The following is a 23,462-nucleotide window of genomic DNA, read 5'->3' on the forward strand; positions in this document are numbered from 1 at the left end:
TTTTATTGAGGATTAAACACGTTCAATAATCAAAGCGATGCCTTGACCGACACCAATGCACATCGAACAGAGGGCATATTGACCTGAAATTTCCTCAAGCTGATTTAATGCAGTCGTGACTAAACGTGCTCCAGATGCGCCTAATGGATGACCCAAAGCAATAGCGCCCCCGTTTGGATTAACATGTTTAGCACCATCTTCTAAACCTAATTCACGGGTAACCGCTAAGGCTTGAGCCGCAAAAGCTTCATTCAGCTCGATTACATCCATTTGTTCAAGGCTTAGACCTGTTTGAGCTAACAACTTTTTTATGGCAGGCGCAGGACCAAAGCCCATGATTTTGGGTTCAACACCCACCACTGTTGCCGCAATAATTTTGGCCCGTGGTTTTAACTTAAATTTGTTGACAGCATTATCTGAAGCAATCAGTAGTGCAGCTGCACCATCATTGATCCCTGAAGCATTGCCCGCAGTTACCGTCCCATCAGCTTTCACCAAAGGTTTGAGTTTTGCTAAGCCTTCTGCTGTCGTCGATGCACGTGGATGCTCATCTGTATCGACTATCAGTGGGTCGCCTTTACGCTGTGGAATGACTACAGGGATGATTTCTTTCTCAAAAAAACCATTGGCCTGTGCAGCGGCTGTACGGCGCTGACTTTCTAAGGCAAAAGCATCTTGATCAGCACGGTTAATGTTGAATTGTTCTGCCACATTTTCAGCGGTTTGAGGCATGGTTTCCACGCCATACATTTGCTTGAGTATTGGATTGATAAAACGCCAACCCATGGTGGTGTCTTCAATCTTTTGACTGCGTCCATAAGCACTTTCCGATTTACCCATAACAAAGGGCGCACGGGACATACTCTCTACACCGCCGGCAATAATTAAGTCTGCTTCATTTGCTTTAATTGCACGGGCTGCCATCGCAATCGCATCAAGTGATGAACCACAAAGTCGGTTTACAGTTGTAGCAGGAACTTGAAAAGGTACACCTGCAAGTAGCGACGACATTCGTGCAACATTACGGTTATCTTCACCGGCTTGGTTCGCGCAGCCGTAAATCACGTCATCAACTGACTCCCAAGCAATACTTGGATTTCGCTGCATCAGTGCCTTAATGGGTAAGGCACCTAGGTCGTCGGTACGCACTGCTGCTAAACCGCCCGCATAACGACCGAAAGGGGTGCGGATTGCATCAATAATATAGGCATTTTTCATTTTATAAATCCTAAAAACTCAGCTCCTCCCTTTTTAAAGAGAGGTTGGGAGGGATTTACAGGAAGTTAATTTTTTAATATTAATCCTCCCTAAATCCCTCCTTTAATCAAGGAGGGACTTTTTGCTTTAAGCTGTCGTATCTATCAGCTTTGCACCGGTCATTGACTGTAATTCGTCAAAGCTCAGACCCTCAACTTTTTCAATCACTTTCATGCCTTCAACTGTTACATCAATGACGCACAAATCTGTGTAAATACGATCGACACATTGCAGGCCTGTCGCAGGGTATGACAATTCAGCAACAATTTTCGGTTCACCTTTTTTGGTCACATGGTCTGTAGTAATAAAGACTTTTTTCGCCCCAACAGCCAAATCCATTGCACCACCTACAGCAGGAATTGCATCTGGCGCACCAGTATGCCAATTTGCTAAGTCACCATTTCGGGCAACCTGAAAAGCGCCTAATACTGCAATATCTAAATGCCCGCCACGCATCATGGCAAAAGAGTCACCATGGTGAAAAAAGCAGCCGCCCGTTTGCATAGTGACAAACTCTTTTCCTGCATTAATTAACTCAGGGTCTTCTTCGCCTTTAGCTGGAGGAGGACCAAAAGCCAAAAGTCCATTTTCTGAATGTAGAAAAACATCTTTATCTGTTGGTAAATAATTTGAAATTTTAGTGGGCAAGCCAATGCCTAAATTGACATAAGCACCATCTGGAATATCTTGTGCAACACGTTCTGCAATTTGATCACGGGTTAATTTGGTATAGCTCATGGTTCTTTCCTCACGTGATTTATGCAGATTGCTCAAGCTGTGCAGGTTGAACAGCCACAACATGTTGTACAAAAATGCCAGGGGTAATAATGTGCTCTGGGTCTAATGCACCAAGTTCAACCACTTCTGAGACTTGTGCAATTGTCACATCTGCCGCCATGGCCATAATGGGGCCAAAGTTACGCGCTGATTTGTTGTAGACCAAGTTGCCCCAGCGGTCGCCTTGATGTGCTTTGATTAAAGCAAAATCGGCTTTAATTGGATTTTCTAAAACGAAATCTTTGCCTTCATAATTGAGTGTAGGTTTGCCTTCTGCCAACAATGTACCGAAACCTGTTGGTGTATAAATTGGACCCAGACCCATACCAGCTGCCTGAATACGGCAAGCCAAATTACCTTGTGGTACAAGCTCAAGTTCTATTTTTCCTGCACGGTATAGCTCATCGAACACCCAAGAGTCCGATTGGCGAGGGAAAGAACAGATCATCTTACGGACAGCACCAGCTTTGAGTAATTTAGCAAGTCCATAGTCACCATTACCTGCATTGTTGTTGACGATGATGAGATCTTTGATGCCAAGTTCAATCAGTCCATCAATCAGTTCAGCAGGCTGACCAGCCGTACCGAAGCCGCCAATCATAATGGTAGATCCATCCTTAATTTGAGAAAGTGCTTCTGTTAAGGAAGCGGTACTTTTATCAATCATGCTACGATCCTTCATCAAGAACGATAAAACTATTTACCTGACTAACCACTTCAGTCATGTATGGCAGATAATCTTTTATTTCAAATGTTTACAAACTTAAAAATGCAGATCAATGGACTCCAATCATGTGCTACACAATTGGAATCCAAACGCATCAGCTATCATCACTACGAACAGAAGAGGGATGACGATTTAAAGCCATAACTTCAATATTCATATACGGGTAAAGGGGCAACCCTTGTAAAATGTTGTGTAGCTCTTCATTGCTTTCAACATCAAAAATACTGATATTTGAATATTGACCAGTGATGCGCCAGATATGACGCCATTTGCCTTGACGTTGTAGATCTTGTGAATAAGCTTTTTCTACAGCTTTAATTTCATTGGCTTTTTCGACTGGCATATCTAATGGAATATTGACATCCATGCGTACTTGGAAAAGCATTTCTCACTCCTAGCTAAATATTATTTACGACGTAAGTCATCAATTTTGTTTTCATCAATTTCAATCCCTAAACCTGCCGTGGTTGGAATCTTGAGTTCGAAATCTTGATATTGAAGTGGGGTTTTTAAAATTTCTTCAGTTAACAGCAATGGACCAAAAAGCTCTGTGCCATAAGCTAAATTGTCAAATGTAGAAAATGCATGTGCCGATGCAATAGTGCCTACAGGACCTTCAAGCATGGTTCCACCGTATAAATCGATACCCGCAAGTTTGGCGATTTTTGAAACCTCACAGCCTTCGATTAAACCGCCAGACTGTGCAACTTTGACTGCAAAAACAGAGGCAGAATTGTGCCGAGCAAGTTGATATGCCGTTTGAGGCCCCATCAGTGATTCATCTGCCATAATCCCAATATCAAAACGACGAGTTAAACGGCGCATCGCGTCAATGTTATCGATTGCGCAAGGCTGCTCAATCAGGTCAACACCACCATCTTGTAACAACTGAATGCCTTTAATGGCATCTAATTCAGACCATGCACGGTTAACATCCACACGTATAGAAATGTCTGAACCTAACGCTTTTTTAATAGCTAAAACATGCTCAACATCAGCTTCAACGGGGCGTGAACCTATTTTGAGTTTGAAAATATTGTGTCGTTTTGCCGCAATCATCTTTTGTGCTTCGGCAATGTCTTTTTCCGTATTGCCAGATGCAAGTACCCAAAGAACAGGCAAGCTGTCACGTAAACGGCCGCCCAATACTTCACTTAAGGGCAGATTTAAACGCTGCGCCAAAATATCGAGTAGCGCCGTTTGAATGGCACATTTAGCAAAGCGATTGCCGTTAATACTACGTTTAATAGCTTGCATGGTTTGAGCAACATTCAAACCAGTGAGAGTTTTCAGTAAAGGACTAAAATAAGTTTCAATATTGGTACGAATGCTTTCAGGGCTTTCTTCACCATAGCCTAGACCACCAATCGTCGTCGCTTCACCCCAACCGATATAACCATCTTCGGTGGTGATTTTAATCAAAACAAGGGTTTGCGTTTGCATGGTTGCAACAGCCATCTTGTGCGGACGGATTGTTGGGATTTCCACGAGCAGGGTTTCAATCGACTTATACATCTTGCGTATTTCTTATCTATCCAACTATTTATATACCCTAATTTAATGTAATATCTTTAACTAGAGCGATTTTGGTATTTTTAGATACTTAAAAGGTATATAAATGGAATTAAGGCACTTACGTTACTTTGTCACCGTGGTTGAAGAGCAAAGTATTACCAAGGCAGCAGAAAAATTATGTATTGCTCAGCCGCCTTTGAGCCGCCAAATTCAAAAGCTTGAAGAAGAACTGGGCATTACCTTGTTTGAGCGTGGTTCTAGACCCGTGAAAACCACAGAAGCTGGTATGTTCTTTTATGAGCATGCTGTACAGATATTGACGCATACCGCCCAGGCCAAAACCATGGCACAGCGAATTAATGCCGTCGATAAAACTGTCCGCATTGGTTATGTCAGTTCGCTTTTATACGCATTATTGCCGCAAATTATTTATCTATTTCGACAACGCAACCCAGATATTCATGTTGAACTCATAGAATGTGGTACACGCGACCAGATTGAAGCCTTAAAAACCGGTCGAATCGATATTGGTTTTGGACGACTTCGATTAACTGATCCGTCCATTAAACGTATTTTATTAAGAAAAGAAGCGCTACGTTTAGCTATTCATAAAAATCATCATTTGGCTGAATTTAAAGACAAAGGCATTTATCTTTCTCAAATTTTAGATGAACCAATTTTTGCCTATCCAACGACACCTAAACCGAATTTTTCCACTCTCATCCAATCCATTTTTACCGAACTAGGACTTGTACCTAAACATTTAACCGAAGTGCGTGAAATTCATATGGCTTTGGGTTTGGTGGCTTCGGGAGAGGGCATTTCCCTGATTCCTGAAAGTGCCAGTGATATTGGCATGAAAAATTTGATGTACATCCCAATCTTAGATTTGGAAGCCTATAGTCCAATCTCTTTGTCGGTACGCAATATGGATCATAGTAATTACATTCCAAAGATACTGGATTGCATTCGTGAAGTCTTCGTTGAAGAAAATATCGACTTACGCGCTATCGATGCAGATGCATAACTGATCAAGGTTTGATGATCGATGTTTCTTAAAATCCACTATTCAGTTGATAGTGTCTTATGGAATATCAATAATTTCAGCCCAAAGCATCCTGATAAATACAAGACCGAGCTATTTCAATAACCTTTTCATCTTCAATATTTAATTGATCGTATTGCTGCATTTTTTGGATCATCCATTCAAAGTCTGAAGTTTGTGGCGCTTGGGTCTTGCCAAAATTTTGAATGATACTTTTGATCCGATGAAAAGCCTCGACGTGAATCTGCTCAGAACAATCAAAACGGATGATGTGATATTGTTTTAACAAAGAAAATATTTCTGAGAAATGTGTTTGTTGAAGTAGATCGTTTTGTGCTTTTTGGATGGCAAGATTGATCGCCTTTAAGGTATTGGGATGTTTTTCTGCCCAATCATGAGTAAAAGCCAAAACCTTATCTGGTATAGGCTCAATAATATCTTGGCTATTGACGATGATACGACTATAGCCTTGTATTTCAGATTGCGTATTCCACGGCTCTCCGACACAGAATCCATCAATTCGTTGCGTTGATATTGCTTCCACCATATAAGGCGGTGGTAGAGTTGAAAAGGTCTGCGTTTGAGCGAGTTCTGTGTCGGCAAGTGCCAACCATTCTCTTAAAATATAATGATGAATCGAATGCTGAAAAACATGCGCCAACTGAATCGTTTGATTCTGCTTTATCGCAGATACGATTTTCTCTGCTGAATTAATTGGTAGATCTAATGCATGGATCTTTAATTCATAGTAGAGCTTTTGACTCAGACTAATATAAGCGCAATTGGTACTGAGCGTTAGTGAGGTTTGTAAGGGGATGCCGAGATGGTCTTTGCCCGTCACAGACGCAGGCAGCATGGCCGATAAACAGTGTGCTGCATCTAAAAAACCAAAAGCTAGACGGTCACGTAAACTTGCCCAAGACGGTTCTTGAGTTAGTGTGACATTCAAGCCTTGTTCAGCAAAATACCCTTGATGTTCTGCCCAGAGCAAAGCAACACAGTCAAGTAAAGGAATATAGCCCAATTGAATATCAGTTTTTTCAAGCTTTTGCATGGTTTATTCCTTAAATTGAGACTGTAACAGCGCTTGCGCATCAAGCAGTCGGCGCGCCATTTCACCCATCGTCATACGGTGACTCATGGCATTTTTTCTCAGCAAATTAAATGCTTGATCTTCGGTTAAACCATGCATTTGTATTAAAAGCACTTTGGCTTTTTCAATATCTTTTCGATCGGCCAATTTGCACTTGGTTTCAGCCAAATCATTCAGCAGTTTTTTATGCTTTTTATATTGTTCAATCGAAATTTCTAAAATGCTATTCAAACGTGCAGGGTCAATACCATCGACAATATATGCCGTGACACCCGCATCAATCGCGCTTCGGATGATTTCAAGACTCGAATTTTTAGTGAACAGAACAGTCGGTAAGTCAAATTGGCTGACACAGCTTTCAATGACATCGCGATGTGGATGATCCATATCCAATAAAATCACATCTGCCTGAATATTTTGCAGATATGACATATTTAAATGATCAATCATGAAACTGGCGACCACATCAAAGTCATGTTGAATTAATGAGGCTTGAATAAATTCAGCGCGTTCTTGATCATCATCAATTAGGGCTATTTTTAGTTTTGGCATGCAAACGCTCAGACAGAGCCAAACAAATACGTATTGAGTTTTCTAAGCAATTTAAATGCCAAATTTTAAGACAATACAAAATATAAATCTGCTTCTAAATTTTAGCTTGGTTATATGCACATTTTAAAATTGAACCATTTCCGTGCACTGATCTTGTGCAGGGCTGAACCACGTTTGAACATTCAGCCGCATCTCTATAGGCATATTGACTATTTATTTACCTTAATTCGCTTATTTTCGGATAGATCGGCGCTCAATGCTTAAATATAGAGATGAAATTTACGATTGAAATAAAAACTTGGCACGTATCGTGCTTAATACTTATTGAGTCAAAGAAGACTCTAAAAATTTGTTAGACGGCCAACGACGTCCGTTCTGATCGACTCTGTTATGTGTTAGCGACATAACCGAGTAATTCATGCGTTCAGTTCAGTCAGGAGAAGGTTATGTCTTCAAATTTAAATGCCAAAAAAGCCACAAAAATAAGTCTATTTAATTTTTCTTCAGCAGCAATGCGGGCCTTCCACATGAGTTGGCTCGCATTCTTTGTTTGCTTCTTTGCATGGTTTGCCTGTGCGCCATTGATGCCAGTGATTGCAGGCGAGTTTCTCCTCACGAAAGATCAAATTGCCAATATTAATATTGCCGCTGTTGCGATCACGATTTTAGTCCGTCTGATCGTTGGTCCTTTATGTGATAAATATGGCCCGCGTAAAACCTACACAGCATTATTAATTATCGGCAGTATCCCAGTCTTTGGTGTGGCCTCTGCGAATAGCTATGAATCCTTTCTCTTCTTCCGCTTGCTGATCGGTGCGATTGGCGCAAGCTTCGTCATCACGCAATACCATACAAGCATTATGTTTGCGCCTAATGTTGTGGGTACAGCCAATGCGGCAACCGCAGGCTGGGGTAATGCAGGCGGAGGTGCAACTCAAGCCTTAATGCCTTTACTGCTTGGCGCACTCGTTATGTTTGGTGTAGAGCAAGCAATGGGCTGGAGAATTGCACTGATTGTACCGGGTGTGATGATGCTGATTGTTGGTGCGCTTTACTGGAAGTTCACACAAGACTGTCCGCAAGGCAACTTTAAAGAACTTCGCGAACAAGGCATCAGTGTTGGCAGTGACAAAAAAGGCGGCTTGGCAATTCTAATGCATGCAGCGCGCAATTACCGTGTATGGATTCTATTTGGCGCTTACGCAGCTTGCTTCGGTATTGAAATCTTTATTCACAACATTGTAGCAATGTACTACGTCGACCACTTCAGCTTTGGATTAAAAGAAGCAGGTATGGCAGCAGGTATTTTTGGTTTGCTTGCACTGTTTGCCCGCGCGCTAGGCGGCATTGTTTCAGACAAAGTCGCGACTAAAAAAGGCTTAGATGGCCGTACCAAAGTGTTATTCGCCATGATTCTGCTCGAAGGGCTGTTTTTAATTCTGTTCTCGCAAATGAGCACGCCAATCTTCGCCATTCTTGCAATGACAGTATTCGCACTCTTCACTCACATGGCGTGCGGCGCAACCTATGCCTTGGTGCCATTCATTGACCGTGATGCTTTAGGCGGCGTGGCAGGCATTATCGGTGCAGGCGGTAACGTAGGTGCAGTGGCTGCAGGCTTCTTGCTTAAAGGCATGCTGGATATTCAAACTACGCTTATGGTGTTGGGCGGTCTAGTGGTTATCGCTGCAAGCTGTGTACTGATGATCCGCTTCTCTGTAGAGCATAAAGAAAAAGAACAGCGCCTATTTGAACAAGCTGTAAATGAACGAAATTTAGCTGAAGCTCAAAACTAATACTGAAAAGTTGCCTCTAAACATCGCGATTTAGGGGCAAATAAAAAAATCTTGCGGAGAAAGAATATGAAAATCATCATGATTGGACATGGCATGGTTGGCCATAAATTTATCGAATCTGTACTGGAACACGCAGATGATGATGTTGAATTAACCATTTTGGCTGAAGAGCCGCGTTTAGCTTATGACCGTGTGCATTTAACTGAATATTTCAGCGGTAAATCTGCTAAAGATTTAACCCTGTGCCGCAGCGACTTTGCTGATGCATACGGTATAGATTTACGCCTGAGCACCAAAGCGGTTGAAATTGATCAGCGCAATAAAACGGTCACAACCAATCACGGTGATATTCTTTCTTTTGACAAGCTGGTGCTCGCAACAGGTTCATATGCATTTGTGCCGCCAATTCCAGGCAATGAGCGTGAAAACTGCTTTGTGTACCGTACCATTGAAGACTTGGATGCCATCCGTGCCGCAAGCTTGAATGCTAAAACAGGTGTGGTGATCGGCGGCGGGTTATTGGGTCTGGAAGCAGCAAAAGCGCTGCGTGATTTAAACTTAGAAACCCATGTTGTTGAATTTGCACCACGCTTAATGGCAGTTCAGATTGATGATCTAGGCGGTAAAGTTTTACGCTCAAAAATTGAAAATCTAGGTGTTAAAGTCCATACGCAAAAAGCAACATCTTGCATTGAAGACGGTGCAAATACGAAGCATGTAATGAAGTTTGGTGATGGTTCTGAACTGGAAACCGACATCATCTTATTCTCTGCAGGTATCCGCCCACGCGATGAATTAGCGCGCCAAAGCGGTTTAGCCATTGGTGAGCGTGGCGGAATTGCGATTAATGACTATTGCCAAACTTCAAACCCTGACATTTATGCCATTGGTGAATGTGCGCTTTGGCAGAATAAAATTTATGGCTTAGTTGCACCGGGCTATGACATGGCGCGTATTGCAGCAAAGCATGTGATGGAACAAAACTGCACGCTTTTCGCTGGTGCAGATATGAGCACCAAGCTGAAACTGATGGGTGTTGATGTTGCATCTGTTGGCGATGCGCATGCAATGACACCCAATGCCTTAAGCTATTTCTATGCAGATGAAGCAGCTCAGGTCTATAAAAAAATTGTCGTGAATGCTGATAAAACCAAGCTACTTGGTGCAGTATTGGTGGGCTGTGCTAAAGAATACAATGACCTGCTGCAAATGATGCTGAATGGCTTAGACGTTCCTGAAAGCCCAGAAAGCCTAATCATGCCTGGCTATGCACAATCTACAGGTAAATCGGGCGGCAGCGGTGTCGATCTGCTGCCAGACAGCGCCACGATTTGTTCATGCAACAATGTCTCTAAAGCAGATATTTGCTCAGCCATTGCAGACGGATCGACCTCTTTAGGCGCATTGAAAAAATGCACCAAAGCTGCAACAGCTTGCGGCGGCTGTGCGCCATTAGTCACTCAAGTACTTAAATCTGAGCTTCAGCGTCAAGGTGTCACTGTAAATAACCATTTATGTGAACACTTTGCTTATTCACGCCAAGAGCTCTATCACTTGGTACGTGTGAACGAAATCAAAACCTTTGATGACCTGATTCAACAGCATGGCCATGGTTTAGGCTGTGACATCTGTAAACCGACGGCAGCCAATATCCTAGCGTCATGCTGGAATGACTTTGTACTTAAACCAAGCCATGCAGGCTTGCAAGACAGTAATGACTACTACCTCGGCAACATACAAAAAGACGGCTCTTATTCAGTCGTGCCACGTATGGCAGGCGGTGAAGTTACTCCGGATGGATTAATTGCCGTAGGTCAAATTGCGAAAGAATATGGTCTATATACCAAACTGACAGGTGGTCAGCGTGTCGATATGTTTGGTGCACAAGTGCATCAGTTGCCTGAAATTTGGGAAAAATTGATTGCTGCAGGTTTTGAGTCTGGTCATGCATACGGTAAATCATTGCGTACAGTGAAATCATGTGTCGGCAGTACTTGGTGCCGCTACGGCGTAGACGACTCTGTGGGTTTGGCGATTTTCCTAGAAAACCGCTACAAAGGCCTGCGTTCACCGCATAAATTGAAAATGGCAGTATCAGGCTGTACCCGTGAATGTGCTGAAGCGCAAAGTAAAGATGTTGGCGTGATTGCGACTGAAAAAGGCTGGAACCTTTATGTATGCGGCAACGGCGGTATGAAGCCGCGTCACGCAGAGCTTTTGGCATCAGACTTAGATACGCAAACATTGATCAAATACATTGACCGTTTCTTTATGTTCTACATTCAAACAGCAGACCGTTTGCAGCGTACTTCTGTATGGCGCGACAACATGGAAGGCGGTTTAGATTATCTGAAAGATGTCGTTGTGAATGATTCGCTTGGCGTAGCTGCTGAACTTGAACGCCGTATGAGCCATGTTGTGGGTACATATCAAGATGAATGGCGTACTGCTGTAGAAGATCCTGAAGTACGTAAACGCTTTGTGACTTTCGTGAATGCAAAAGCAGAACAGCAAAATGATCCGCATATTCAGTTTGCATCCGTTCGCGGTCAAATCAGACCCAAAACAGAAGCTGAACGCGATACGACACGCATTCCAGTGGTTGAAGCTTAAGAGAATAACGAATTTAAAACTTCTTTTATTTGATTTACATCCTTATTCGGTTTCTCGCTAAGGCGAAAATGAAAAGATAGTGATCTAAAAGAAGTTTAAAAAGGATCAAGAATATGACAATTTTAAAAGAAATAAATGATTTAGACTGGTTTGATGTTTGTGCATTAGATGATATTACGCCAAATACAGGTGTGGGCGCACTGATTGAAAATCAGCAAATTGCGATATTCCGTGTCGGTGAAGAAAAGCGGGTTTATGCGCTGAGCAATCAGGACCCATTTAGCCAAGCCTATGTTATGTCCCGCGGTATTATTGGTGACTTGCAGGGTGAGCGTGTTGTGGCATCACCCATTTATAAACAGCATTTCAGCCTTGCTACTGGACGCTGCTTAGAAGATAAAGACCAAAAACTCTTGGTTTTTCCAAGCAAAATTGAAAATGGCCGTGTGCTGATTAGTCCAACTGCTCAAAAAACCTATATTACCAATAACGCGCCATCGTCTGAGTTGATGAAACTGGTTTTGGTCGGCAATGGCTTAGCAGGTATGCGTTGCTTAGAAGATCTGCTGGATATGGCGCCAGAGCGTTATGAAATTACGGTCATTGGTGAAGAACCTTGGGGTAATTACAACCGAATTATGCTTTCACCTGTGCTTTCAGGTGATAAAACCATTGAAGATATCATGCTGCATTCACATGCTTGGTATAAAGACAAAAATATCCGTTTTGTAGCAGGTGATGCGGCGGTACGCATAGACCGTCCGCGCAAGCAGGTATACACAGAAAAAGGCTTGGTCATCGATTATGACCGTCTGATTTTAGCAACAGGTTCTAAGCCGTTTATTCCACCAATACCGGGAACTGACTTCAAAGGCGTTTTAAGCTTCCGTGATATTTATGATGTCAACAAAATGCTGGACTACTGCAAAACGAAGAAAAATGCAGTGGTGATTGGCGGCGGTTTATTAGGGCTAGAAGCAGCTTATGGCCTGAAACAGCGTGGCATGAATGTTACTGTACTGCATTTGATGGACCGTATTATGGACCGTCAGCTGGATGAAAAAGCCAGCCTGATGCTGAAATCAGCGATTGAGCAAAAAGGCATTCGTATTTTGACTGCAGCGAATACCCAAGAGTTGATTGGGCAAGATGGTCATGTGACACAATTACGTTTGCAGGATGGCACGGTATTAGCTGCAGATCTTGTCGTGTTTGCAGTCGGTATTCGCCCAAATATTGCATTGGCACAAAGTGCAGGACTGCGCTGCGGCCGCGGTGTGATGGTGAATGACACCATGCAAACCTTTGACCCGAGTATTTATGCGGTGGGTGAATGCATAGAACACCGCAGCCAAACTTTCGGTTTAGTTGAACCGCTTTGGGGACAGGCATTCATTTGTGCATCGCATCTGGCCGAACATGGCAGTTTAACCTTCAAAGCGCCCACGGTTCCGACGCAGTTAAAAGTCAGCGGCTGTGATGTATTTTCAGCTGGCAACTTTGAACCGCAGGATGATTTTGAAGACATCATTTTGAATGATGAAAAGCGTCAGATTTATAAACGCATTATTATTCAAAAAGATAGAGTGATTGGCGCTGTGCTGTTTGGCGATACTGAAGACGGTGCATGGTATGCAGAATTGATTTCAGATCAAACTCCAATTTCAAGCATCCGAAACAAATTGCTGTTTGGTAAGGATTTTGCATTAAAGAAAGCAGGGTGATTCATTATTAATCAAAGAATATAGTCACGACCGCGCAATTTCATTTTTAAGAAATTTGTATTTGCGTAGGTGTTGCCTCACTTTTGAAGGATCAAAAGTGACAAAAATCCTTTGTTGGGCGAAGGGTACATCCTATACCCCGCCCAACGGTGGCATCCATGCCACCACACGATAGTTAGTTTTAACTTAAATTTAAATAATTTAGTCATCTTTTGAAATTGGTCGTAACACTCAATTAATTGAGTTTGGAAAAAGGAGCCGGCAGAAGTGAATAGCATCCCAATAGTGGAACTGCATAGCTCCACAGAAAATAAAATTAAAACAACGCAAACCACTTGTCCATACTGCGGTGTCGGTTGCGGCGTGAGCGCAACAGTTGAACAGACAGCTTTAGGGCAAAAAGTGAGCGTAACTGGCGATGCGAACCATCCATCAAACTATGGCAAGCTGTGCATTAAAGGCAGTAACTTAGCCGATACGATGGGATTAGAAACACGTGTTTTACAGCCGATGCTTGGGCGTCAAACATCACCATTTCATACTCGTCAGGCTACAGATTGGAACACAGCAACAGCACTGATTGCCGAAAAATTTCAGCAATGTATAGATCTTTACGGACGTGAAAGCATCGCTTTTTATGTGTCGGGCCAACTGCTGACGGAGGATTACTATGCCGTTAACAAATTTGTCAAAGGCTATTTAGGTACTGCAAATATTGACACCAATTCACGGCTTTGCATGTCATCGGCTGTGGCGGCACATAAGCGTGCATTTGGTGAAGACCTTGTACCAGCAAGCTATGAAGACTTTGAGCATACAGATATGGTGGTGCTGGTCGGATCCAATACAGCATGGTGCCATCCCGTGCTGTATCAGCGCATTATGAAAGCCAAAGAAGAACGTGATTTGTTCGTAGTGGTCATTGATCCGCGCTTTACCAGTACCTGTGAGGCTGCAGATTTGCATTTGCCGATTTTACCGGGGCAAGATGTCGCACTGTTCAATGGTTTGCTGCAGTATTTAGTACAAAATAATCATAGTGATGTAGATTTTATCGCCAAACATACTCAAGGTTTAGCGCAAGCGCTGGAGCAAAGTAAAACAGAAGCTTCTATGACAGCAGTTGCTGAGCGCACAGGTATTTCTTTAGAAAAATTACAGCTATTTTTTGAAAAATTTGCGCAAACTGACAAAGTTATGTCGCTATTTTCGATGGGGGTTAATCAGTCTTCGCGTGGTGTAGACAAAGCCAACAGTATTATTAACTGCCATTTGCTGACTGGCAAAATCGGAAAATTAGGTGCAGCGCCTTTTTCTATGACAGGTCAGCCCAATGCAATGGGTGGCCGCGAGGTTGGCGGCTTAGCCAATATGCTGGCTGCGCACTTAGATGTCGATAACACAGCGCATCAGGCATTAGTACAAGCGTTTTGGCAAAGTCCATTTATTGCCAATAAAGCGGGATTAAAAGCGGTTGATCTGTTTCAGGCGGTTGAAAGCGGCAAAATAAAAGTCATCTGGATTATGGCTACTAATCCTGTAGTTAGCTTGCCAGATGCAGATCAAGTCAAACGTGCCTTAGAGCAATGCGAGTTTGTAGTGGTGTCGGATATTTGCAAAGACACAGACACAGCAATATATGCAGATGTGCTTTTACCTGCATTGGGCTGGGGTGAAAAAGACGGAACCGTGACCAATTCTGAACGCCGTATTTCACGTCAAACTGCTTTTTTAGATGCGCCGGGTGAAGCCAGAGCAGACTGGTGGTCTATTGCACAAGTTGCGAAAAAGATGGGTTATAGCGGGTTTGACTACAGCAGCAGCTATGACATATTTATTGAACATGCAAAATTATCTGCTTATCAAAATGCGCCTTTAGATCAACGTGATACCACTGAGTCTTTTCGCTACTTTAATTTGCAGGGTTTAAGTAAGTTATCTGCACAAGATTATGCTGAATTAAAGCCCGTGCAATGGCCAGTTTGGCAGTTAGATCAGAGCGCTGATGCAGTCAGCCGTTTGTTTGCAGCAGGCCAATTCAGCCATGCCGATGCCAAAGCTAAGTTTGTAGCAACAACCGCTATTGACCCTTTGAACAAGATTTGCGGCGAATATCCGCTGGTTTTAAATACTGGCCGTATCCGTGATCAATGGCACACCATGAGCCGTACGGGTTTATCTGCAAACTTGAGTACACATATCGCCGAACCATTTTGTGAAATACACCCGCAAGATGCACTGAAGTTTGGTGTTAAAGATGGTGAACTGATTGAGGTGAAATCTAACTGGGGCTTATGTATTTTACGTGCACAGGTCAGCAGTAAAATTCGACGCGGTCAAATTTTTGCGCCAATTCATTGGAATGACCAAGTCGCATCGGATGCGCGTATTGGCAAAGTGGTGAATCCTGTGGTCGATGCACTATCTGGTGAGCCTGAATTTAAACATACACCTGTATTTGTACAGCCGTTTTATACACAGTGGCAAGGTGTACTGTATGTACGTGACGGCTTTGAGCAAATGGTGCAAAACACCATTCAAAACACGGTGTGGTGGACCAAAATTAAAACAGCGAAAGCGACGCGTTTTGAGTTGGCCGATCGTAAAAAATTTAGAAACACGGTTCAGCAGCTGAAAACATTACTGCCATTTACCGATGAAAGCTTTGAATGGCTGAATTTGGAAGATCAAACTGCCGATTTGAGTCATACCGTGGTGCTGCAAGATGGGCATTTAATTGCCAGTCTATATATTGCGCAACGCTCTATGCTGCCAGACCGTGATTGGATTGCTGGCATGTTTAAGCGTGAACGACTCAGCGCAATGCACCGCAAAGCGCTGCTTGCAGGTCAGCCGATGAACATGACCAACAGTGCAGGTCCGCTGGTGTGCAGCTGCTTTAAAGTCGGTAAAAATACCATTATCGAAACCATTAAAGAAAAGAATATTACCCATGAAAAACAAGTTACTGCATGTTTAAAGGCCGGCGGCAATTGCGGTTCGTGCTTATCAGAAATTCGAGGCTTAATTAAAGCCTGTCAGACGGAGTACGCAGAATGATGAAGAAAATCACCAAATCAGTAGGCTATCCAGAAACAGACTTGGTCATTTTGGCGGGCGGTCAAGCCCGCAGAATGAACGGTATAAATAAAGTTTTACAAAAATTTGATGATGAAATTCAGCTTATTAAGATTCATCAGTGTTTAAAATCACGGGCTGCAAATGTCTGGATTAACAGCCATCGTGACCATTCAATCTATGAATGCATGATTCCTTCAATAAAGCTGTATAAAGATGATGAAGCGGGGTTTTTAGGGCCGTTGATGGGCATGAAAAGCGCGTGGTCACATGTACAGTCGGATTATGTTTTGTTTGTCCCGTGCGATGTGACCTATATCCCGAAGAAAGTGCTTTCGAGACTGCATCAGGCCATGCAGCGGGATCCATTGTGTGAAGTGGCAGTTGTGGAAATTAATGGCAAAGCGCTGTATCCATTTTGTTTGCTGAAACGAAGCAGTCTCACAATGCTGCAAGCCCATCTTGATCAAAAACAGCGCAGTTTGAAGGGGTGTTTCAGTCAAATGCACATGCAGGTTGCACGTTTTCAAAATAATGCACTCTTTTTTCACAGTATTAACTCTTTAGATGAGCTGCAGCAGCACCGTCAGCTGAATTTTCTCTGAAAGCTGTACCTTTTGCGGAGCTTTCATTTTAAATGATGAGCCTAATGTGCTGTTTTTGAACCCAGAGAGAAAATTTACAGCCAATATGAAGCTTTTGAGCATGATATATAGCGATAAAACAGACTGCTTTTATACCTTTGATAATGGGCTTAACGGCAATTTATATTTTTAATTGCTATTGGTTGTTTGTAAGTTGTTGATTTTGTATGTCAAAAAAATAAACCAAATCCTCTGAAATAAATATTTAAAAAAGCGCAAAGTTGGAACACTTATTGCAATTTTTACTGCAAGAAAAGAAGGCGCAAAATTTGTACTGAGCTAAGACAGGGCAAATGACAGCGTCATGGAAGATAAACATGAACAGCATGACACAATTACAGCCAGTGACCATTTTTAAAGATCAGTTTGGCCGTGAAAAACGCAAGTTGCGCATTTCAGTGACAGACCGCTGTAATTTTAAATGTGTCTATTGTATGCCTGAACACCCTGAATGGATGAAAAAGCATAATCTTCTCAGTTTTGAATCACTTTACAATTTTTGTGAGTTTATGGTGCTGCGCGGGATTGATCAGATCCGGATCACGGGCGGCGAACCTCTCATACGTCAAGGCGTTGTGCATTTTATTGAACAGCTGCAACAGCTGAGAAAGCTAGGCCTTAAACGTATATCCATGACCACCAATGGACATTATCTGAAACAATATGCACAGGCCCTAAAACAAGCTGGCTTAGATGGCATAAATATCAGTTTAGACAGTTTGGATGAAGCGCAATTTTTTCAGCTGACGCAAAAACAATTACAGCCAGTATTAGAAGGGATTGAAGCGGCTAAGCAAGCGGGCTTTGACATTAAGATTAATACAGTTTTGATTAGAGGTCTGAATGATCAGCAAATCATTGCATTAACAAAATGGGCGCTGCAACAAGGTTTCGAACTGCGGTTTATCGAGTTTATGCCGCTGGATGGTGATCAAAACTGGTCTAAAGCTGCGGTCGTTACCGAACAAGACATACTGGATAAACTCAAGACTGTTTTTGACGTGCAAACATTGCACGGTCAAGGTGCGTCACCAGCCAGATCTTACTTAATCAACGGCTTTCCTATAGGTATTATTTCAACCATCAGCAATTCTTTTTGCGGCAGCTGCGACCGTCTAAGACTGAATGCGCAAGGCGAGTTTTTTAACTGTTTATTTGCAAAAAAAGGCTTAGACCTGAGCAAGGACATACGCTCACTTAAAAGCACACTGGCTGAAAATGAAAATCCGCTGGATACGTTGAACATGCAAAACAAACTTGGCAGCTATATTTGGCAAAAAGAACAGGGCTTTCACACGATTACAGCGTCTAGTACTAGCAATACCAGAAAAATCAGCATGCATATGATTGGAGGTTAATGATGACTCAAATCACCATCAAAATTGAATCTTTTGGCGCTATTGAGCGTCTATTGCCAGCGCATTTGAGTCTGACTTGCTTGGCACAGCAGTCAATTGCAGAGGTTTTGCAGCAAGTTGCAAATCAATTTCCAGAATCATTCAGCATGCTTGAGCGCTGCGCCTGTGCCATTGGGGAAGACATTGTGCCAAGACAAACCGCATTGATGCAGGACAGTACCGTTGTGCTGCTGTCACCTGTGGCGGGAGGCTGAATATGGAGCTCAAGCATATTTCACGCATACAAGATACAGTATTCAGCCAAGCTGATTTTGACAGCATTGAGGCATTTCCTGAATGCGGCGGTATAGGTGTATTTATTGGCGCGGTTCGTAATCACCATGAAGGCAAAGCGGTAAAAGCCCTGAAATATACAGCTTATGCGCCTGTGGCTGAGAAAATGATCCGACAAATTGAACAGGAAATTCAAGCCAAATACGACGTGTCATATGTACGGGTTGTGCATCGTATTGGCAGTTTAGATATTGGTGATACTGCAATTATTGCTATGGCTTATGCACCGCACCGCCGTGAAGCTTTTGCAGCCTGCGAAGAAGCGGTTGAACGTGTAAAGCATGAAGTTCCGGTTTGGAAAGAAGAGTTTTATATGGATGGCAGCAGTCAATATGTAGAGGGCTGCTGTATTCGTAAGGATCACGCGCCTGAAGTGGCAGATCACGAAACGAAGCACGCTCATGTTCATAGCGAGTCATGCGAACATTCACATCAAAATAGCCAGACCATGCATTTGAACGCCAATATTTACCAATGGCATTTATAAAACCCAAAATTCAATATTTTCAATATTACAGCTGAAAATGAACAAAATAAGGATAAAGCAATGAAAAATGTGGGCATGAAAGCGGAAAGTTACCGTACAGCCATTGCAACTGGAATACTGCATGCACCGCCACATTGCATTGAACTGCTGCGTAATGGCAATACAGAAAAAGGCGATGCGCTGAAAACCGCACGGATTGCAGGTATATTGGGCGCAAAACGCACGGATGAACTCATTCCGCTGTGTCATCCGCTGCCGATCTACCGTGCAGATGTTGAATATGAATTGTTTGAGGCGCATGTTGAAATTAGCGCAGTGGTTGAAACCATTGGCCCAACGGGTGTGGAAATGGAAGCTTTAACTGCTGTCAGTCTTGCGGGTTTAACGCTGTATGACATGCTTAAACCGCACTGTGAACCAGAGGATTTGTGCTTAGATCAGGTAAAACTGCAAAAGAAAAAAGGTGGTAAATCACATTTTACCCGTGTATTGAAAGAAAGCTTATCGGCGTCGATTATTGTGCTTTCAGATACAGTTGCTGTCGGTAAAAAACCAGATACTGCGGGGCAAAATGTCCTCGAAATTTTAGAAGAAGCAAACTTCAGCAACATCAGCTATCAAGTGATACCAGACAGTCCTGAACAGCTTCTTACCTTGATTGAGCAACAGAAAAATCAATACCCGCTGATATTGACGGTTGGCGGTACGGGTTTAGGGCCAAAAGATTTAACTGTAGAAACGATACAGCCGCTGTTAAAACGTGAAATTCCGGGTTTGATGGAGGCTTCACGCAGTTTTGGTCAAAAACGCACGCCTTATGCTGCGCTTAGCCGTGGTGTTGCGGGCTATATAGATAACAGCCTTGTCATTACATTGCCGGGCAGCAGACAAGGCGCAAAAGAATCACTTATTGCCATTTTACCTGCCTTGGTACATCTATTTGATGTGCAGAAGAATATTCCGCATGTAGGAGGCTATCAATGAACCAAGCTGTATTGCATACAGGCTGTGGTGCTGAGGCTGGACTGATTTCAGTTGACGAGGCTCTTGCGCTGATTTCAGTTGACGAGGCTCTTGCGCTGATTCAGACACATACGCAAAGTTTGGCACATGAAACTTTGGAACTTCAACACGCTTTAGGCCGTTATTTGGCGGCAGATGTGCATTCACAAATTCAGCTGCCCTTATTTGCTCAAAGCGCTGTAGACGGCTATGCCATTTGCGCGGCGGGTGAAATTAAAGCAGGTACGCAATTTGAGCTCATTGGAGAAATCCGCGCAGGGCAAACGGCTGAAACTATTTTAAAAGCAGGCCAAGCTGTCCGTATATTTACTGGCGCGCCGATTCCTGAAGGCACGACTACAGTAGCGCGGCAAGAAATTGTGAAAGCGGATGCACAGCAAATTGAATTGACTTCAGTTTTAAATAAGCATGCGGATATTCGTGATGCAGGTGAGGAATTCTCAGTCGGACAATGTTTGGCTGTCCGTGGTCAAAAGCTAACGGTTGGGGCAATTGCAGCACTGAGCATGGCTGGTATTTCGCATTGTGAGGTCTACGCTTACCCTAAAGTTGCTGTGGTCATTACAGGTGATGAAGTTGCACAAAATATAGAAGATTATCGTGCAGGTAAAATATTTGATGCCAATGCGCCGCTGATTTCAGCATGGTTTCAGTCGCAGCACGTCCAAGTTGAATTGATTCATATTGCAGATGAAAAGCAGGCGGTCTTGGATTTATTCAACCGTTTAAAAGACAGCTTTGATGTAATTTTAACCACTGGCGGTGTATCTGTGGGTGACTATGATTTTGTTCGTCCCGCAGCCTTGGACATCGGTTTTCAGCAAATTTTCTGGAAAGTAAAACAAAAACCCGGCAAACCGATGCTGTTTGCAGAATATAAGCGTGAAAATTCAAGCTCATGCTATTTGCTCGGACTACCGGGCAATTCCGCAGCTGTATATGTGGGCATGCAAATTTATACAGATACATTACTGAAAGCTTTACAAGGTCAAACAACTCCGCTGGACTGGTTTAGCGGTGTGATCACACATGATTTAAAAGCTGATGCGAGAGAACGGTTTTTAAGAATGTCGGTTCGGTTTGAGCAAGGTGCTGTGCAGCTGACCAATTTAGCTAAGCAGCAGTCACACATGCTGAGCAATCTTATGCAAGCAAATTGTCTTGTTCGTATTCCAGCGGGTCAGTCTGTACAAGCAGGCTATCTTCTTCAAGGTTTGCTGATTCAACAGTAGGAGCTTTCTATGAATATTCGACTTACTTTTTTAACTGTACTTTGCTGTACAGCGAGTATGGTGCAAGCTGAAACAGTAAAAATTTATGCTGCTGCCAGTTTGACGAATGCGATTACTGATATTGCGAAAAAATATCAGGAACAGTATCCAGAAACTAAAATTGTACCGGTATTTGGCGCGTCATCTGCTTTAGCCAAGCAAATTGAAGCCGGTGCGCCAAGTGATCTGTATTTTTCAGCAGATGTAGACTGGATGAATTATTTGGTGAAAAAACAGAAAATACCTGCAAAGCAAGTAGTCAACATGCTGAGCAATGATTTGGTGTTGATTACGCCTAAAGCGGTGAATATGCAATTTAAGGCCGTGCCGCAGTTTAATTTTGCCAAGGCATTTCAAGGTCACTTATGTACAGGGCAAATGGAGTCTGTGCCTGCTGGAAAATATGCAAAACAAAGCCTAACAAAGCTGGGCTGGCTATCAAGTTTGAATGGAAGGATTGTCGGGACAGATGATGTTCGTTCGGCTTTGGCTTTTGTAGAGCGCGGTGAATGCCAGGCAGGTATTGTCTACCGTACAGATGCCATGATTAGTCAAAAAGTTAAAATTGCCGGTGTTTTTCCAAACCATACCCATCAACCCATCATTTACCCATTGGCTTTAACACAGCAAGGCGCAGCTAAACCTGAGGCCGTGAAGTTTTACCGTTATCTTAAAGACCATGCGCAAAGCAAAATGCTGTTTAAGCATTATGGCTTTGGTGTGAAGGGCTAAAGCATGCTAAGCCCTGAAGAGTGGAGCGCCTTGTATCTGTCGGCTAAGGTTGCCATTTGCGCCACTGTATTTTGCTTACCATTTGCTATAGGGCTGGCATGGGTTTTGGCGCGCTATGAGTTTCATTTAAAATTTTTGGTCGAAGCACTTTTACAAATGCCAATGGTGCTGCCGCCGGTGGTTCTAGGATATTTGCTATTGGTGCTGTTTGGTTCAAATGGCTGGATCGGCAAGATGCTAATTGAATGGGGAATTCAGCTGGTTTTTAATTGGAAAGGCGCCGTTTTAGCATCGATGATTGTGTCATTTCCGCTGATTGTGCAGCCGATCCGTTTGTCTTTTCAAATGATCAATCAACAGCTTGAGCAGGTTGCAGGCTCACTAGGCGCACATCCTTTACGGGTATTTGTCTCAATCAGCCTGCCGCTGGCTTTACCAGGGATTTTAATTGGCAGCATTTTAGGCTTTAGCCGAAGTCTAGGTGAGTTTGGCGCAACCATTACCTTTGTCGGCAATATTCCAGATGAAACCCGAACCATTCCTATCGCCATTTATTCGCTGATACAGCAGCCAAATGGTGAAGAGGCCGCAATGCGTTTAGTGATCCTTTCATTGCTGGCGGCTTTTGGCGCATTGATTGCCAATTATTATATTTTACAGCGCTATCAGCGAAAACTCGGAGCCGGCCATGCTTCAGTGTGATTTTCAGTTTCAATATGCAGATTTTCAATTGCAGGCTCGGCTGCAGATGCAGGATCAGCTGCTGGGCATTATGGGGCCATCAGGCAGCGGCAAATCTACGCTGCTGAAAAGTTTGGCCGGTCTGCTGCAGCCCCAGCAAGGTTATATATCGCTGAATCAGCGTGAAGTGTTCAACATAGCGCAGAAGATTAATGTGCCGATGCATAAACGCCGTATTGCGTTAATTTTCCAAAAAGCATGGCTTTTTCCGCATATGGATGTGCAGCAAAATTTGCAATATGCAGAGAACTTAGCTGCTCAGGAAAATGCACAATTTCAGTTTCAGCAAGTAGCGCATCTGCTTGAGTTGAAGCCACTGCTCAAACGGCGGGCACATGAACTATCTGGCGGAGAGGCGCAGCGTGTTTCCATAGGCCGGGCATTGCTGTCACAGCCTGATCTGCTGCTGTTAGATGAACCGCTGACAGGACTTGACCGCAGGCTGAAAGATCAAATATTGCCATTTTTAAACACGGTGAAAGAACAGTCGGCGCTGCCGATGATATATGTCACGCATCATAGTGATGAGTTAGATTATTTAAAAGCCCATATTTTGCATCTAGAAAATGGTCAAATAAGTTTTTAAATAAATATAAATTATATAAGTAATAACAGTAAATTAGATGAAAAAATGGCATTAAGCTGCATCTTAAAGTTTTGATTAGAACTATGAAAAACTCATTTTCTAGATTAAAT

At 43.0% G+C, this 23,462-nt stretch carries 21 protein-coding genes; 14 read left to right on the top strand and 7 right to left on the bottom strand.

The window, feature by feature from the left end:
* Positions 1 to 12: 12 nt before the first annotated feature.
* The 5 genes from pcaF to MST17_RS07900 form a co-directional block, all read right to left on the bottom strand.
* A complete protein-coding gene (pcaF, locus tag MST17_RS07880; protein WP_180026994.1) occupies positions 13 to 1,218 on the bottom strand; it encodes a 3-oxoadipyl-CoA thiolase in 1,206 nt (401 codons plus the stop codon).
* Positions 1,219 to 1,344: 126 nt separating this feature from the next.
* Positions 1,345 to 1,995: a 3-oxoacid CoA-transferase subunit B gene (locus tag MST17_RS07885; RefSeq protein ID WP_180026995.1), complete on the bottom strand. Its 651-nt coding sequence runs from the start codon at positions 1,993 to 1,995 to the stop codon at positions 1,345 to 1,347.
* Positions 1,996 to 2,014: 19 nt separating this feature from the next.
* Positions 2,015 to 2,701 carry a 3-oxoacid CoA-transferase subunit A gene (locus MST17_RS07890; RefSeq protein ID WP_078193765.1) on the bottom strand — a complete coding sequence of 229 codons (687 nt, stop codon included), beginning with the start codon at positions 2,699 to 2,701 and terminating at the stop codon, positions 2,015 to 2,017.
* 154 nt (positions 2,702 to 2,855) lie between these two features.
* Positions 2,856 to 3,146 (bottom strand): muconolactone Delta-isomerase, encoded by a 291-nt coding sequence (catC, locus tag MST17_RS07895; protein WP_078190886.1) that lies wholly within the window; start codon positions 3,144 to 3,146, stop codon positions 2,856 to 2,858.
* Between the two features lie 20 nt (positions 3,147 to 3,166).
* Entirely contained in the window at positions 3,167 to 4,276 is a 1,110-nt protein-coding gene (locus MST17_RS07900; protein ID WP_180026996.1) for a muconate/chloromuconate family cycloisomerase, read from the bottom strand.
* Positions 4,277 to 4,379: 103 nt separating this feature from the next.
* On the opposite strand from MST17_RS07900, the gene catM reads away from it, so the two are divergent.
* Positions 4,380 to 5,303 carry a cis,cis-muconate-binding transcription regulator CatM gene (catM, locus tag MST17_RS07905; RefSeq protein ID WP_180026997.1) on the top strand — a complete coding sequence of 308 codons (924 nt, stop codon included), beginning with the start codon at positions 4,380 to 4,382 and terminating at the stop codon, positions 5,301 to 5,303.
* 76 nt (positions 5,304 to 5,379) lie between these two features.
* Here catM and MST17_RS07910 read toward each other — a convergent pair whose 3' ends face one another.
* Entirely contained in the window at positions 5,380 to 6,375 is a 996-nt protein-coding gene (locus MST17_RS07910) for an ABC transporter substrate-binding protein (protein WP_180026998.1), read from the bottom strand.
* A 3-nt stretch (positions 6,376 to 6,378) separates the two neighbouring features.
* A complete protein-coding gene (locus MST17_RS07915; RefSeq protein WP_078190882.1) occupies positions 6,379 to 6,966 on the bottom strand; it encodes an ANTAR domain-containing response regulator in 588 nt (195 codons plus the stop codon).
* Between the two features lie 446 nt (positions 6,967 to 7,412).
* Between MST17_RS07915 and MST17_RS07920 the strand changes: the two genes are divergently transcribed.
* From MST17_RS07920 to MST17_RS07980, 13 genes are all read left to right on the top strand, one after another.
* Positions 7,413 to 8,762, top strand: a complete 1,350-nt coding sequence (locus MST17_RS07920) for an MFS transporter (RefSeq protein WP_180026999.1) — start codon at positions 7,413 to 7,415, stop codon at positions 8,760 to 8,762.
* A 66-nt stretch (positions 8,763 to 8,828) separates the two neighbouring features.
* Positions 8,829 to 11,375, top strand: a complete 2,547-nt coding sequence (nirB, locus tag MST17_RS07925) for a nitrite reductase large subunit NirB (protein WP_218949207.1) — start codon at positions 8,829 to 8,831, stop codon at positions 11,373 to 11,375.
* A 113-nt stretch (positions 11,376 to 11,488) separates the two neighbouring features.
* Entirely contained in the window at positions 11,489 to 13,099 is a 1,611-nt protein-coding gene (nirD, locus tag MST17_RS07930) for a nitrite reductase small subunit NirD (RefSeq protein WP_180027000.1), read from the top strand.
* Between the two features lie 267 nt (positions 13,100 to 13,366).
* Complete coding sequence (locus MST17_RS07935; RefSeq protein WP_180027001.1) at positions 13,367 to 16,159, top strand: nitrate reductase; 2,793 nt, start codon at positions 13,367 to 13,369, stop codon at positions 16,157 to 16,159.
* Positions 16,159 to 16,782 carry a molybdenum cofactor guanylyltransferase gene (locus MST17_RS07940; RefSeq protein WP_373683052.1) on the top strand — a complete coding sequence of 208 codons (624 nt, stop codon included), beginning with the start codon at positions 16,159 to 16,161 and terminating at the stop codon, positions 16,780 to 16,782. Before MST17_RS07935 ends, MST17_RS07940 begins: the two co-directional genes overlap by 1 nt.
* A gap of 356 nt (positions 16,783 to 17,138) precedes the next feature.
* Positions 17,139 to 18,179: a GTP 3',8-cyclase MoaA gene (moaA, locus tag MST17_RS07945; protein ID WP_180004418.1), complete on the top strand. Its 1,041-nt coding sequence runs from the start codon at positions 17,139 to 17,141 to the stop codon at positions 18,177 to 18,179.
* 2 nt (positions 18,180 to 18,181) lie between these two features.
* The gene (locus tag MST17_RS07950) at positions 18,182 to 18,433 is read left to right on the top strand and encodes a MoaD/ThiS family protein (protein WP_180004419.1); all 252 of its coding nucleotides are present in this window, start codon (positions 18,182 to 18,184) and stop codon (positions 18,431 to 18,433) included.
* A 2-nt stretch (positions 18,434 to 18,435) separates the two neighbouring features.
* Positions 18,436 to 18,999 carry a molybdenum cofactor biosynthesis protein MoaE gene (locus tag MST17_RS07955; RefSeq protein ID WP_180004420.1) on the top strand — a complete coding sequence of 188 codons (564 nt, stop codon included), beginning with the start codon at positions 18,436 to 18,438 and terminating at the stop codon, positions 18,997 to 18,999.
* A 60-nt stretch (positions 19,000 to 19,059) separates the two neighbouring features.
* Positions 19,060 to 19,983: a bifunctional molybdenum cofactor biosynthesis protein MoaC/MoaB gene (gene moaCB / locus MST17_RS07960; protein ID WP_168377472.1), complete on the top strand. Its 924-nt coding sequence runs from the start codon at positions 19,060 to 19,062 to the stop codon at positions 19,981 to 19,983.
* On the top strand, positions 19,980 to 21,254 hold the full coding sequence (locus MST17_RS07965; RefSeq protein ID WP_180027002.1) for a molybdopterin molybdotransferase MoeA: 1,275 nt from the start codon (positions 19,980 to 19,982) through the stop codon (positions 21,252 to 21,254). Before moaCB ends, MST17_RS07965 begins: the two co-directional genes overlap by 4 nt.
* A gap of 9 nt (positions 21,255 to 21,263) precedes the next feature.
* Positions 21,264 to 22,025 (top strand): molybdate ABC transporter substrate-binding protein, encoded by a 762-nt coding sequence (gene modA, locus MST17_RS07970; protein ID WP_180027003.1) that lies wholly within the window; start codon positions 21,264 to 21,266, stop codon positions 22,023 to 22,025.
* Between the two features lie 3 nt (positions 22,026 to 22,028).
* On the top strand, positions 22,029 to 22,727 hold the full coding sequence (modB, locus tag MST17_RS07975) for a molybdate ABC transporter permease subunit (RefSeq protein WP_180027004.1): 699 nt from the start codon (positions 22,029 to 22,031) through the stop codon (positions 22,725 to 22,727).
* Entirely contained in the window at positions 22,714 to 23,352 is a 639-nt protein-coding gene (locus MST17_RS07980) for an ATP-binding cassette domain-containing protein (RefSeq protein ID WP_180021861.1), read from the top strand. Before modB ends, MST17_RS07980 begins: the two co-directional genes overlap by 14 nt.
* Positions 23,353 to 23,462: the final 110 nt, after the last annotated feature.

This window comes from Acinetobacter sp. YH16056_T, from assembly GCF_024605895.1.
Lineage (GTDB): Bacteria > Pseudomonadota > Gammaproteobacteria > Pseudomonadales > Moraxellaceae > Acinetobacter > Acinetobacter amyesii.